Genomic DNA, 13,471 nt, shown 5'->3' with positions numbered 1-13,471 from the left:
GCCACCGGCCGCTGCTGCGGACGGCGGGCACGGATCTCGCCTTGACCGTTCAAGGCCTTGGTTATCCACATCCCCCGCCCAGCGGTGGTGGGTGAACGGACCGGAGCGCCGAGCTCGACCAACTTCCCCGGCATACGCCCTGTCCGTGGCGGATTTGTCAGCGCTCTGTGATGGACTGGGCCCACCGCCGAGCAGGGGCGGCGGAGCGCGGACGAGGGAGCGGCACGTGTCGATGGACGACCACGACGGTCAGGGCGCCCCGCGGGGCGGGGACGACCGGGTCCCGCCGCAGGACGTGCACGCCGAGCAGTCGGTGCTGGGCTCGATGATGATGTCCAAGGACGCCATCGCCGACTGCGTCGAGACGCTGCGCGGCAAGGACTTCTACCGGCCCGCGCACGAGTCGATCTACGAGGCGATCCTCGACCTGTACGGCCGTGGTGAGCCGGCCGACGCCATCACCGTCGCCGACGAGCTGACCAAGCGCGGTGAGATCCAGCGGATCGGCGGCCAGGCCTACCTGCACCAGCTCATCGACTCGGTCCCGACCGCCGCCAACGCCGGCTACTACGCCGAGATCGTGCAGGAGCGCGCCGTCCTGCGCCGCCTCGTCGAGGCCGGCACCCGCATCGTCCAGCTCGGCTACGGGCAGGACGGCGACGTCGAGGACATCGTCAACGCGGCCCAGGCCGAGGTGTATGCCGTCGCGGACAAGCGCGGCGGCGAGGACTACATCGCCATCGGCGAGATCCTCGAGAGCACCATCGACGAGATCGAGCACGCCAGCGGCAAGGGCGGCGAGATGGTGGGCATCCCCACCGGATTCACCGAGCTCGACCAGCTGACCAACGGCCTGCACCCCGGCCAGATGATCGTGATCGCCGCCCGCCCGGCGATGGGCAAGGCGCTCGCGCTGGACACGCCCCTGCCCACGCCGACCGGGTGGACGACGATGGGCGAGGTCCAGGTCGGCGACGAGGTGATGGGGGCGGACGGGCGACCCACCCGCGTCGTCGCGGCAACCGAGGTGATGGTCGACCGGCCGTGCTACGAGGTGGCCTTCTCGGACGGCTCCTCGATCGTGGCCGATGCCGAGCATCAGTGGCTGACCGATACGCGAGCCAGCCGTCGTGCGGCTTCTGCCGCCCGTACCGACGGGGTCCGTCGCGGGGCGACGCAGGCTCTCCCGGGCGTCCGGACCACCACGGAGATAGCCGAAACGCTCCGAACCCAGACGAAGGATGCTCGGCTAAACCACAGCGTCCGACTCGCTCGGCCACTGGATCTCCCAACCCGCGAGCTGCTCGTTCCGCCCTATGTCCTGGGGGCATGGCTGGGTGACGGAACGTCAGCGGCGGCCCAGATCACCACGGCTGACCCTGAGATCGTCATGAGGCTCGAAGAGGACGGCCTCGTCGTCACCAAGACCACGTCCCCGATGCGGTACCAGATGTCGCTAGCAACCCCGGCGCCACAGGAGCGCAGCTGTGCCGTTTGCGGAGCGACGTTCTCGAACCCGAAGACCTTCGTGCGGACGTGCGGTCAGTCGTGCGGTGGAAAGCTCAAGGCAATCCAGGGTCCGATCCCCACCCCTCGATGCATGGACTGCGGGGGCCCCACCTCCACAGGCCGGCAATGCCTCTCCTGCCGCAGACGGACGGGGTCTCTTCAGGCGCGGCTGCGGGAGATCGGGGTGCTGGGCGCGAAGCACATCCCCTCCGCCTACCTGCGTGCCCACGAGACTCAACGTCGAGCACTGCTCGCGGGCCTGTTGGACACGGATGGAACCGTGGTCAACACGGGAGCCGTTCAGTTCACATCCACCAGTCGGCGTCTCGCCGCGGACGTTCATGAGCTCGTGCTGAGCCTGGGCTACCGGGCGTCGATCGCTTCCAAGCCGGTCAAGGGACGCTCGGCCGAGAGTTCGGTGGCGTTCAACGTCAATTTCTCGACCGACGACGATGTCTTCGAGCTGGAGCGCAAGAAGTTGCTGCACAAGGAGGCTCGCAGGCGTCAGTTCCAGCGTCGGGATTCCCGTTTCATCACGGAGGTAACCCCAGTCGCCTCGGTGCCGGTGCGGTGCATCCAGGTCGCTGCGGCGGACCACCTCTATCTCGCGGGCCGCTCGATGATCCCGACGCACAACTCGACGTTCGCCATGGACATCGCCCGGTCGGCTGCCATCCACGCCGGCCACGCCGCGGTGTTCTTCAGCCTGGAGATGAGCAAGACCGAGATCACCATGCGTCTGCTGTCGGCCGAGACGAGCATCTGGCTGCAGAAGCTGCGCAAGGGTGAGCTGCGCGACGACGACTGGACCAAGATCGCGCGGGCGACCGGGCGGCTGTCCGAGGCGCCGCTGTTCATCGACGACTCGCCCAACATGTCCCTGATGGAGATCCGCGCCAAGTGCCGGCGGCTCAAGCAGCGCAACAACCTCAAGCTCGTGGTCATCGACTACCTGCAGCTGATGAGCTCGGGCAAGCGCGTCGAGTCGCGTCAGCAGGAGGTGTCGGAGTTCTCGCGCGCGCTGAAGCTCCTCGCGAAGGAGATCGAGGTCCCCGTGATCGCGCTCTCCCAGCTGAACCGTGGTCCCGAGCAGCGTCCGGACAAACGTCCGATGGTGTCCGATCTACGTGAAAGTGGCTCGATCGAGCAGGATGCGGACATGGTTATCCTTTTGCATCGCGAAGAGGTGTATGACAAGGAGACCGCTCGGGCAGGTGAGGCCGACATCATCGTCGCCAAGCATCGTAACGGTCCGACGGCCACGATCGGGGTCGCCTTCCAGGGGCAGTGCGCCCGCTTCGCCAACATGGCCACCGGCTTCTGACTGCCGCCCTCGCTCGTCGCGATCGGCGCACCAGCAGGCCGCCTTCGCGGTTGTCGAGGTGCAAGGAACTTTGCACGAATTCCGATCTGTTCAATCTTGAACGTTTGCCATTGTCTCGATGGTGGTGCTATTGGGCTGAATGGGGTGGCGGTTGCTTGTTGAGTGTTGTTCGCAACGTCCCCGTAGACGATAATTGAATATGAAACCCGCAGGTCAAGGGCTTGCGCATGAGAACAGTTCCCACATCACAGGTCTATGGGCGAAACTTGCTGTGAACGGTTCGGCAGAGTTCTCACGGAGTGTTACTGTCGCCGCTGTAAACGTCTCCTGGGGCGGCAGCGCTTCGCGATGCCGCCGTCGTGTGGCTCCCCTGGCAAACTGCCCAAGACTCCGCGCCGGTGGCGGAGATGCGCTCTGAGGTGGTGTGGTCGGGGCTGGTGTCGGCGGCGGCGAGTTGAAGGGCAGCTAGGGCGTGTCTCCCAAAGGTGAGCGTGGTGACACGCGATTGTCGGTGTCATGTCGCGGATGCAGGTGCTCTCGGATAGCGAGTGGGAGCTGATCGAGCCGTTCATGCCGTGCGCGGACGGTAAGCGGGGCAGGCGGTTTCGTGACCACCGGACCGTGGTCGAGGGGATCATCTACCGGTACCGGACCGGGATCGCGTGGCGGGACCTGCCGGGCGAGTTCGGGCCCTGGCAGACCGTGTGGAAGCGACACCGCCGGTTCGCCGGTGACGGGACCTGGGACCGGGTGCTGACGGCTCTGCTGGCCCGTGCGGACGCGGCGGGGGTCATCGACTGGGACGTCGCGGTCGACTCCGCCATCACCCGCGCCCACCAGCACGCGACGAACACCACCCGCCTCGCGGGGGGATCGGTCGAATCACAAGAATCAGCGGATCGAGCCGGCTGACCACGCCATCGGCAGGTCACGCGGCGGGTTGTCGACCAAGGTCCACCAGCTGTGCGACGGCCAGGGCCGCCCGATGGTCGTGCTCCTGGGCCCTGGGCAGGGCAGCGACAGCCGGATGTTCACGAACCTGCTCGACGCCGTACGGGTCCCGCGCCCAGGCCCGGGCCGCCCACGCACGACACCGGACGCGGTCATGGCCGACAAGGCCTACTCCAGTCGAGCCCACCGCGCGCTGCTCCGGCGGCGCGGGATCACCACCGCGATCGCCGAGCCCCGCGACCAACGCGCCAACCGCACACGCCGCGGGTCCAAGGGCGGACGGCCCCCGAAGACCGACCCTGGCCTGTACGCCAAACGCCACGTCGTCGAGAACAGCTTCCAACAGCTCAAGCAATGGCGCGCCATCGCCACCCGCTACGACAAGCTCGCCCTCACCTACCGCGCCGCCATCCTCCTACGCGCCATCACCCTCTGGCTACCAGCATTAAGAGACACGCCCTAGGCGGGTGCCGTCGGGCGGCCGCGGTGGCGGGGCCGAGCAGCCCCGACGACACTGGGGCGATGCCGCTGCACTCCCTGGAGCTCGTGCTGACCCCCGTGGACGACGCCCGTGTCCGCGCCGACTGGGAGGCGCTCGCGCGGGTCGGGCCGTCCCAGGCGCAGCACCGGGGGGCGACCAACGCGCCGCACGCCACCGTGCTCTCGACGCCGGGCATCGCCGCCGCCCAGGAGCAGCTCGCAGCCGCGGCGTGGGGGCCGGCGCTTCCCGCGCGCGTGCGGGTGGTCGGCCTCGTGGCCCTCGGGCGGGGTCCGTTCACCCTGGCCTGGCTGCTGTCGCCGGATGCGTCCGTCGTCGCGGCGGCGCAGCGGTGCCGACGAGAGGTGGGGGATGCCTTCGACGGGGCATGGCTGCCGCACGTCACGCTTGCGCGCCGGGTCCCCGCGCCCGCGCTGCCCGCCGCCGTCGAGGTCATGGCCGCGCGGCCGTGCGCCGAGCTGACGATCGCCGGTCTGCGACGCTGGGACCCCGACACGGCGACCGTCCGCGTACTCCTCGCGTCGACCGATTCCGTTGCGACCGAGGGGAGCTGATCATGCAGCGCCGCATCACCGTCACCGGCCCGGTGGCCGTCGACGAGGCCTGGGAGAGGTATGCCGACCTGCGTCTGTGGTCCCGGTGGGCGCCGCAGATCGTCGGCGTCGAGGCGGGGTCGCACCGCCTGCAGGCCGGGCTGACCGGCCTCGTCCGGGGACCCGCGGGGATCGCCGTCCGGTTCCGGGTGGAGGAGGTGGAACCCGCCGCGCGCACCTGGCGGTGGACGGCCGGGCTGCTCGGCGTGAGGGTCCGGATGAGGCACGACCTCACGGCGGACGGCAGCGGCACCACGGCCGGTCTCGACCTGGACGGGCCGGCGGTGGTCGCGCTCGCCTATCCACCGGTCGCGGCCCTGGCCTTGCGGCGCCTCGTGGCTCGGGACCTGTCCTGATCTGGTAGTCCGCCGTCGAGCGGGAGGCCCGAGCTGCCGCGAGTGCGTGCGGCACGCCGCCGGGATCCCGCCACGTGCCCCTGGTGCGGGAGGCGGGGGCGGGATGCGAGAAGTGGCGAAGGGTAAATCGCGTCACGGGCCAACGGTGCTCACCGTCCGTCCAGGCTCCGGGCCTAGCGTGATGAGCAGTCGGCGCTCGACCCCGTGGGCGCCCCACGGTGAGAAGGTCCCATGCCTGCCCGTCGCCCTGCCAGCGCCCTCGCCCTCCTCACGGCGTCCGCCCTCGCGTGCGCCCCCGCTGCGGGCGCCGCGCCCGCCCCGACCCCGACGGCGGGTGCCCCCGCCACGGACACCAAGCCCGTGGCCGAGGCTCCGCCGGGGTGGCGGGTCCTCCCGGCCGCCAAGGGTTTCGACCTGGTGCGCCTGCCGCTGCGCCGCACCCCGGTCACCGACGCCCGCCCCCACGTCGCCACGGCGGCAGGCGACCTCGGGCCGGCGCGCACCACGCCCGACGGCTCCGTCACGATCACCGTCGACCGGCTCCCCACCGACCTGTCCTCCCTCGTGGTGCGCTACGGCCACGCCACGGAGGCCGAGCTCCTCGCGCGCCAGCCGCGGCCCGCCCCGGGAACCGACACCGATCGGGGTCTGGCCGCCCGCTCGGCGTCCGGCCCCGGCGTCGTCACCACGACATACACCGCTGCGGCGCAGCGCCTGCCCGGGCTGACGCAGCCGCAGGCGATCACCGGACGGGTGGTCGCACCCGCGACCGGCACCAGGCTCCCGGTCGTCCTGCTCCTGCACGGGCGCCACAGCTGGTGCGACGGCGGCGACGGCTCCTGGCCGTGCAAGGCACCCGCCAAGCCGGTGCCCAACCTCGAGGGATACCGCTACCTGCAGGACGAGCTGGCCCGCCGCGGCTACTTCACGGTCAGCATCGACGCCAACGCCATCAACGCCCAGGACGCCTGGCTCGCCGACCTCGGCATGACCGCCCGCTCGGCCCTGGTGCGGGCGCACCTGGCCCTGCTCGGGACCTGGCGGTCCGGCGCGTCCGCGCCCTTCGCCGGGACGATCAAGAGCCGGTACGACGCCACCAACACCCTCCTGGTCGGGCACAGCCGCGGCGGTGAGGGCGTGGCCTACGCGGCGATCGAGCAGGAGCCGGCCAAGGGCTACAAGGTCGGGGGCCTGGTGCTCCTCGGCCCCACCAACTTCTTCCACACCTCCGCGTCGACCACGCCGACGCTGACCGTGCTGCCGGGCTGCGACGGCGACGTCTCCGACCTGCAGGGAGCGGGCTACGCCGACGGGGCGGAGTGGTATGGCGCACAGCACGCCTTGTCCTCGGTGGCCTACCTGCCGGGAGCCAACCACAACTACTTCAACACCACGTGGACACCGCCCGCGGGCACCGGCGTGGACGACGGCTCCGGCACCCGGTGCACCGCCGCCTCACGCCTCACGCCCGCGCGGCAGCGCCAGAGCGGGGTGTCGCTGGTGGCCCTCGCGGCCGACCGCTTCCTCAAGGGCAAGGGGGACCCGGCCGCGATCGACGGCACCGGCACCCTGCCCGCCGACCAGCGCTGGATGAAGCTCGTCACCTCCGCGACCGGTGGCGCCCGGCGTCGCCTCGCCGACCCGCAGACCGGGGGCTGGGCCATGAGCGGCGCGACCGTCTGCCGTGGCACGACCTGCGCGCCCACCCAGGAGGACGGCACCTCGACCGGCGTCCACTGGAACGGCCATCCCCAGGAGAACCCGGCCGGCTGGCGCTGGGACCTGCGGCGATCGGCGACCCTGCGGCTGCGGGCCCCCAAGCCCGTGTCGGTCAAGGGCTCGGCCTCCCTCGACGTGCGTATGGCGCTCTCGCCCGCGGCGCGCCTCACGCCCACGCTGCGGATCACGGACGCCGCCGGGCGTGCGGCCGTCCTCAAACCGCTGGGTGCGGCCGTCCGCACGGGCGTCTCCGGCACGGCTGACGGGCTGCGCGGTCGCGTGGTGGCGCAGAACGTGCGGTTCCCCCTGCCCGCCAGGGGGATCGACCTGGCCCGGATCGCGTCGGTCACCCTGGAGCGCGGTGCCGGGGCGACCGGCACCGCGGTCGTGCTGGACCTCGCCGCGGCGCGAGCCGGCATCACCCCCGCCGTGGCCCTGCGTCCCTCCGTGCTGCGGATGCCCGCCCGGGCGACCGTGGTCGAGGGGGCCAAGCCATGGACCCATGTCGTGAACGCCACCCTGTCCGCGCCGGCGGCCCAGCCGCTCTCGGCGCTCACCGTGGTCGTCGGCCCGGGTGGGTCGGTGCTCCGGACGGTGCCGGTCCCGGCCCGCGGCCGACGGATCCCGATCGCGATGCCCGTGGCCGGCAACACCGTGTGGAACACCGAGCAGGAGATCGTCGGCCAGGTCCGGGTGCGGGGACCGGTGCTGGTGGCCACGCCCGCGACCACGCTCGTGGTCACGGACGACGACCCCAAACCCGTCGGCACCCTGACCCCCACGACCACCGCCCGGCCCGGCGGCGCGCTCACCTGGACCTTCACGCTCGACCGGGCCAGCGGTGAGAGCGTCGCCCTGGAGGTCGCCGCGGTCAAGGCGACCGGCACCGGCCTCGGGGTCGCCGACGTCGCCACCGCCGCCCGCGAGGACTGGAGCCTGGGCACGACCAAGGACGTCCCGCTCGACCAGGCCCAGGCGCGCACCTACGTGATCATCGCCCCGGGTGCCAGGACGGGGCGGATCACCCTGCCGCTCGCCAAGGGCGCCCGGGTGGGCCGCCAGGTGGCGCTCGCCGTGTCCGTCGAGGGCGCCGGGGTCAAGGGCGGCACCCGGGTGACCGGGACCGTGGTGAAGTAACCGACGTGACGAGGGGTCGGTCGCTCGTGGCGACCGGCCCCTCGAGGCTGCGGGTGTGGTCGGACCGGGCGACGATCAGGTCCCGGACGCCTCGGGGGAGCGTCGCCCGTCGGCTACCAGCTGGGTGTCCGGGGAACGCTTGGCGCCATGCATCAGCTGGTCGGCCCGCTCGAGCGCGGCCTCGCAGCCCCGCTCGTCCGACCACGCCACCCCGATGCTGGACACCACCTCGGGCAGCCCCACGTCGTCGTGGCCGCGGACGCGCGTCGCCGCCTCCAGGTCCACGGCGAGCAGGCCCTCGGCCCCCGCCGGGCGGACGACCACGAGCTCGTCCCCGCCGTACCGCGCGCAGGTGTCCCGGGGGCCGCACACGTCCTGCAGGACCTGGCCGAGCCGTCGCAGCGCCTCGTCACCGGCGTGGTGCCCGGACTCGTCGTTGATCGTCTTGAGGTGGTCGACGTCCACGAGGGCCACCTGGTGCCCGGCTCCGTCGAGGTCGGTGAGCACGGCGTCCAGGTGCCGCCGGTTCCACAGACCGGTGAGCTTGTCCCGCCGGCTGGGGTCCCGGAGGCGTTCGCGGTCCCGGTTGAGCTCGGCGAGCCGGGCCTGCAGGCGTCGGGCGACCTCGGCGGCGGTCCGGGCCTGCTCCTCGGCGCGCCGGGAGCGGTGCCACACCTCCAGGGCCCGCACGGCGACCCGGGAGCCGTCCACGTGATGCTCGTCGACGAGCGAGTGGCGACGCTCGGCAGCCTCCAGGGCCGACTCCAGATCGCCTGCCTCCCGGTGCATCTGGATGACGACGCCGAGCAGCTCCAGGGCGTGGGCGGGCGGCAGCCGGTCGACCGTCTCGGTCAGCGTCGCGAGGGTCTGGTCCGGGTGACCGGCCTCCCGCCCGAGGCGGGCCAGGGCCTGGGCGACCAGTGCGGCGTTGGTCACGTCCCGCATGCCGCGGGGGTCGGGCAGGTCGGCGGCGAGCCGGCGCGCCTCGTCGCCGTCCCCGGCCGCCAGGGTGCTCTGGGCCCGCAGCGCCCGTATGGCGGCACTCAGCTCGGGCCAGCTCCGACGCGTCAGCTCCTCCGCCTCGGCATACCCGGGCAGGCCCTCGGGCAGCTCCTTGTCGCAGGTGTCCCGCAGTCCGTGGAGGTTGACGACGGCCAGGGCCTCCAGGGCCAGGGCGTCGACCCCGGGCTCCTCCTCCTCGGCCACGACGAGGGCGTGGGCCCGGGTCCAGGCCTCGACGAAGCACGCCCACGCCCGGTCCGGGTCGCTCGCGCCGTGGCTGACCCCGAGGTCGTGGACGGTGGCGGCCACCGCGATCGGGTCGGTGCTGCGTGGGGCCTCCTCCAGAGCCTGCAGCAGGCACTCCCGCGCCTCGCAGGGCAGGCCGATCTCCAGGAGCACCGCGGCCTGGACGCTGCGGGCCCGGACCGACCACAGGGCGCTCAGGTCGTCCGACTCGAGCAGTGGGCCGAGCAGGGTGAGTGCCTGGTCCGGGCGGCTCTCGCGCCACGCCACGAAGGCCGCCAGCACGGCCCGGGGGGCGCCGTCCGGCACCTCGGTCATGATCGCCCGCATGGCCGCCGGGTCGCTGAAGCGCACCGCCCAGGCGCGTGCGGCCGCGTCGTCGCCCGGGTGCGCGGGCCGGAGGGGGTGATCCACCTCTCCGAGACTAGTGCGACCTGGCCTGCGGTGAGGGGAAGATCGGGGCTACCGCTCGGTGCTCGTCGGCGAGCTCGTCCGCGACGAGCGCGAGGTCTTGCAGCATGGTCGCCGTCGAGAGCGGGGTCAGCGCTGCCCCGATCCGGCGGAACACCCCGCCCATCGGCCCGTGACCTCGCAGGCCGCGGGTGAGACGGACGTGGGTGCCGCCGGCCGTCGGCGTCAGCGCCAGGTGCACGTAGGCGCCGCGCGGGTCACCGCCCTGCGACGGCGGGGTGAACTCCTGCCACGCAACGGTGTCCACCCCGTCCAGCCGGCCCAGCTCGCACCGGACGCGACGCAGCTCCAGGGCAGGGACACCCCGGGCACCGCTCGTCCGCAGCGTCGCCTCGTCCAGGATCGTCACGTCCTCGTGCCAGCCGAACCACCGCGTGACGGTGGCCGCGTCGCACACCGCCCGCCAGACGTCGTCGATGGGCACGGGCACGAATCGCGCCGTGCTGGTGGTGCTCTCGGCGAGGCCGTCGAGCAACCCCGGGACGGGCGGGCAGGAGGTGAAGCCCTCGACGGGACGGTCGGCCTCGGCGTGGGCGGCCTCGAGCACCCCCTCGACGTAGACCCCGGCGTGGCGCAGCGCCTCGGCAGGCGTGCCGGAGGGGTGCTCGAGCAGGTGGGCCAGCAGGCGCAGCTCGGTGAACGGCACGAGCTTCAGGGCCTGCTCGACGGCGGGGGAGACGGCGATGTCGCCCGCGGCGCCCCGACGCGGGTCGCGTGGCCGGCGCGTGGCGCCGTGAGTGCGGCCGGCGTCGGGGCGGTGCCGGTCGTCCCGGGCGGGGCGCAGCGCCGCGCGGCGCAGGACGTGGAGCCGGGCCCCGTTGCGCGCGAGCAGCTCCGCGGCCGGCCCCCCGGAGACCAGGAGGGCGATCAGCAGGTGGTCGAGGGTGACCTCGCGGCTCCCGTGGCGGGCGGCCTCGCGCCAGGCGGTGTTCTGGATCGTGAAGCTGCGGCCCGTGCTCGCGGTCAGGCGAGAGGCAAGGCTCATCGTGGGTCTCCCGGTCGACTGGTCAGCTCGGGACGGACTCGCCCCTTGAACTTCTTGTGGACGGCCTGCCGACTGACACCGAGGGCGTCGGCGATCTCGGCCCAGCTCAGGCCGGCGGCCAGGGCGGCCTCGACCTGAGCCAGCTCCAGCTCGTCGGCGAGGCGGCGCAGCTCGGTCACGGCTCGCAGACCCTGTCGGGGGTCGCTGGTGTCGCCCGCTGCGCGTGCGAGGCCGCTGCCGTTCATGGCGTCAACCATGGTTGACCATTCGGGTGACTGTCAACCTTGCCGAGAGTGACCCGACATGACGGTCCGGAGCTGCCTCGAGGCCCCCCTCGTGATCTGCGGATCAGACTGGGCGCCAGCGCTGCTCGACCTCGGCGACGGCGCCCCGGCGGGTCAGCTCGGCCACCGCTCGCAGGGCCACGCCGTCCGCGGCATACACCTCGTGGGCCACCAGGGCCAGGTGCCGCAGCTGCTCGTCGTCGAGCCGGTCCAGGCGGGCGAGGTCGCGGACGTAGAGCACGTCGGCCTCGACCAGCTGGCGCGCCTGCTCCTGGTCGGGGTCGGCCCACCGCACCGGCGCGAGCGGCCAGTCCTTGGTCGTCACCAGGCGGTGCGGGACGAAGCCCTGCGCCCGCAGCTCCAGGTCCACGTCGGCGAAGGTCGGCTGGTCCCGGTAGATCCGGTGGAAGCCCACCTCGACCTGGATGGTGGTGAGCCCGGCCAGGACTCGTCGTCCGTGCCGGAAGACGTCCAGCTCGGCCCCCTGCACGTCGATCTTGAGGTGGTCGGCGCTCTCGATCTCGGCGACGTCGTCCAGGCGGGTGGTGCCGACCGTGACCTGCTCGACGACGCTCGCCAGTCGCGGGAAGTCGATCAGCAGGGCGAGCTGCTCGGGGTCGGGCTCGTGGAGGCTGGAGAAGCCGGGCGAGGCGCAGACGTGCAAGGTGCGCTCCCCGCCGTCGCCGACGGCATACGGCAGGTAGCGCTCCAGATCGCCCGCCGCCGCCCGCAGGCGCGCCAGGCCCTCCGGCTGCGGCTCGAAACCCGTGACCCGACATCGTCGCCGGCGCAGCATCACCAGGTATGGCGGGGTGTCCTCCAGCGGGTTGGCCCCGACGTCCACCACCTCGGTCAGGCGGGCCGGCTCCAGGAGCTCGCGCAGGTCAGGGCGTGGTGGCTCGACGTCGTACGACACCGCTCCAGTCTCGGGCACGGCGCGGTTCGGGGCGCCAGGAGCTCACCATCGCCAGGGCGAGCGCCAGCTCGGCGAGATCCCCGCCGTAGTACATGAGGTCGCCCCCGGCCCGGCGGTCCGCGGCAGGCCCGGGGATGTCCACGCCGATCCCGGCATAGATCACCTGGGCGAGCACGGCGTGCACCAGGATCGCCACGCCCAGCACCCACAACCGGGCCGGCACCGAGGGTCGCCCGGGCGCGGGGTCGGGGCCGGCGATCACCCAGGAGAACAGGCACCCGGCGGCCAGGAAGTGCACGTGCACCAGGTGGTGCAGGGCGGGGTGCTCCTGGGTGAGGCGGTAGAGCGGCGTGACGTACAGCGCCACGAGGACGCCGACGTTCAGGACGAGCGCCACCACCGGGTGCGAGACGAGCCGCACCCAGCCGCTGTGCAGCACCCGGGCGATCACGCGCCGGCCCGAGGGCGAGGACGACCGCAGGAGCAGCGTCACCGGGGCCCCGAGGACCAGACCGATAGGGGCGTACATCCCGAGCAGCAGGTGCTGGTGCATGTGCCCGGCGAAGCTGCCCGCCGGGTAGGGCGAGAGCTGGGGGAGCAGGCTCACCCCGAGCAGCACCGCACCGGCGAGGAAGCTGAGGGTGCGGGCCAGGGGCCACCCGCGGGGGCTGCGCCGCTGCTGCTCGGCCAGCACGAGATAGCCCGCAGCGAGCAGCAGCGCGCCGCCCACGGCCGCCAGGATCTCCACGCCGACGGCGCCGTGGGCGTGTCCCTCGTGCCCGGTGCCCGACGTGACGAGGGCCGCCAGGGCGGTCATGCGCGGGAGGTCTGGACGTGCACCGCGCGGGCCGCCCGGTGCATGAGCGTCCCGACGGTCACCAGGACCGCGCCCAGCGCGAGGAAGCACAGGTCGGCGAGGAGCTGGTAGGGGCCGCTGACCACGTGGTGGATCGCGAGCAGGTGGTGGTCGACGACCCCCTCCACCAGGTTGAACAGGCCCCACCCGGCGAGGATCAGGCCCCACAGCGCTCGGGAGGTCCAGATCCGGCCGCGCGCGTGCGTGACGCGGGAGTACAGGATGCCCAGGCCGGCCAGCACGCACAGCCAGGTGGCGGTGTGGAAGAAGCCGTCCCAGAGGGTGTTGATCTGCAGCCCGTGGACCGTGGTCACCGGGTAGTCCCCGATCGGGATGTTGGCGCTCGCCGAGCTGGACAGCATGTGGTGCCACTGCAGGATCTGGTGCAGCAGGATCCCGTCGAGGAAGCCGCCCAGACCCACGCCGAGCAGCAGACCGGGCAGGAGGATGCCGGGCCCGTGCGGATCGGCGCCGGTGGTCGAGGCCGGGTGGGTCGGGGCGGGTGCGGGGTGGGCCGTCGATCCGGACATGGGTGCGCTCCTGGCGTCGAGGTCGCGGGCGTCTCCACCGTATGTCGTGCAGGGGCTGCGAGCGGGCTTGCGGCGCGGGCTTCTCCAACGAGCGGC

Annotated in this window: 11 protein-coding genes; 5 read left to right on the top strand and 6 right to left on the bottom strand. The window is 72.7% G+C overall.

Features of this window, described 5'->3' with window-relative positions:
- Nucleotides 1-232: 232 nt before the first annotated feature.
- The 5 genes from dnaB to ACK2IS_RS15270 all read left to right on the top strand — a co-directional run bounded on the left by dnaB (nucleotide 233) and on the right by ACK2IS_RS15270 (nucleotide 8,088).
- Nucleotides 233-2,833: a replicative DNA helicase gene (gene dnaB / locus ACK2IS_RS15290; RefSeq protein WP_409485686.1), complete on the top strand. Its 2,601-nt coding sequence runs from the start codon at nucleotides 233-235 to the stop codon at nucleotides 2,831-2,833.
- A gap of 516 nt (nucleotides 2,834-3,349) precedes the next feature.
- Nucleotides 3,350-4,247, top strand: a protein-coding gene (locus ACK2IS_RS15285; RefSeq protein WP_409484146.1) for an IS5 family transposase whose coding sequence is annotated in 2 segments (ribosomal slippage) — nucleotides 3,350-3,709 and nucleotides 3,711-4,247 — 897 coding nt in all. Because the reading frame shifts where the segments join, the coding sequence is not laid out codon by codon here.
- A 59-nt stretch (nucleotides 4,248-4,306) separates the two neighbouring features.
- Nucleotides 4,307-4,837 (top strand): hypothetical protein, encoded by a 531-nt coding sequence (locus ACK2IS_RS15280; protein ID WP_409484145.1) that lies wholly within the window; start codon nucleotides 4,307-4,309, stop codon nucleotides 4,835-4,837.
- Between the two features lie 2 nt (nucleotides 4,838-4,839).
- Nucleotides 4,840-5,232 (top strand): SRPBCC family protein, encoded by a 393-nt coding sequence (locus ACK2IS_RS15275; RefSeq protein WP_409484144.1) that lies wholly within the window; start codon nucleotides 4,840-4,842, stop codon nucleotides 5,230-5,232.
- Between the two features lie 231 nt (nucleotides 5,233-5,463).
- The gene (locus ACK2IS_RS15270; RefSeq protein ID WP_409484143.1) at nucleotides 5,464-8,088 is read left to right on the top strand and encodes a hypothetical protein; all 2,625 of its coding nucleotides are present in this window, start codon (nucleotides 5,464-5,466) and stop codon (nucleotides 8,086-8,088) included.
- Between the two features lie 75 nt (nucleotides 8,089-8,163).
- Here the strand turns inward: ACK2IS_RS15270 and ACK2IS_RS15265 are convergent, their stop codons facing one another.
- The 6 genes from ACK2IS_RS15265 to ACK2IS_RS15240 form a co-directional block, all read right to left on the bottom strand.
- Nucleotides 8,164-9,747: a diguanylate cyclase domain-containing protein gene (locus ACK2IS_RS15265; RefSeq protein WP_409484142.1), complete on the bottom strand. Its 1,584-nt coding sequence runs from the start codon at nucleotides 9,745-9,747 to the stop codon at nucleotides 8,164-8,166.
- 10 nt (nucleotides 9,748-9,757) lie between these two features.
- Nucleotides 9,758-10,789: a Clp protease N-terminal domain-containing protein gene (locus tag ACK2IS_RS15260; RefSeq protein ID WP_409484141.1), complete on the bottom strand. Its 1,032-nt coding sequence runs from the start codon at nucleotides 10,787-10,789 to the stop codon at nucleotides 9,758-9,760.
- Complete coding sequence (locus ACK2IS_RS15255; protein ID WP_409484140.1) at nucleotides 10,786-11,046, bottom strand: helix-turn-helix domain-containing protein; 261 nt, start codon at nucleotides 11,044-11,046, stop codon at nucleotides 10,786-10,788. The genes ACK2IS_RS15260 and ACK2IS_RS15255 overlap by 4 nt, the downstream gene beginning before the upstream one ends.
- A 91-nt stretch (nucleotides 11,047-11,137) precedes the next feature.
- The gene (locus tag ACK2IS_RS15250) at nucleotides 11,138-11,989 is read right to left on the bottom strand and encodes an FkbM family methyltransferase (protein WP_409484139.1); all 852 of its coding nucleotides are present in this window, start codon (nucleotides 11,987-11,989) and stop codon (nucleotides 11,138-11,140) included.
- Nucleotides 11,958-12,806, bottom strand: coding sequence for a cytochrome c oxidase assembly protein (locus tag ACK2IS_RS15245; protein WP_409484138.1), 849 nt, complete (start codon nucleotides 12,804-12,806; stop codon nucleotides 11,958-11,960). The genes ACK2IS_RS15250 and ACK2IS_RS15245 overlap by 32 nt, the downstream gene beginning before the upstream one ends.
- Complete coding sequence (locus ACK2IS_RS15240; protein WP_409484137.1) at nucleotides 12,803-13,375, bottom strand: DUF2243 domain-containing protein; 573 nt, start codon at nucleotides 13,373-13,375, stop codon at nucleotides 12,803-12,805. Before ACK2IS_RS15240 ends, ACK2IS_RS15245 begins: the two co-directional genes overlap by 4 nt.
- Nucleotides 13,376-13,471 lie beyond the last annotated feature (96 nt).

Origin of the sequence: Arsenicicoccus dermatophilus, from assembly GCF_046267915.1 — a bacterium.
Taxonomy (GTDB): Bacteria; Actinomycetota; Actinomycetes; order Actinomycetales; family Dermatophilaceae; genus Arsenicicoccus; species Arsenicicoccus dermatophilus_A.
Note: the sequence above shows the minus strand (reverse complement) of the source record. Positions and strands in the feature narration are given on the sequence as shown.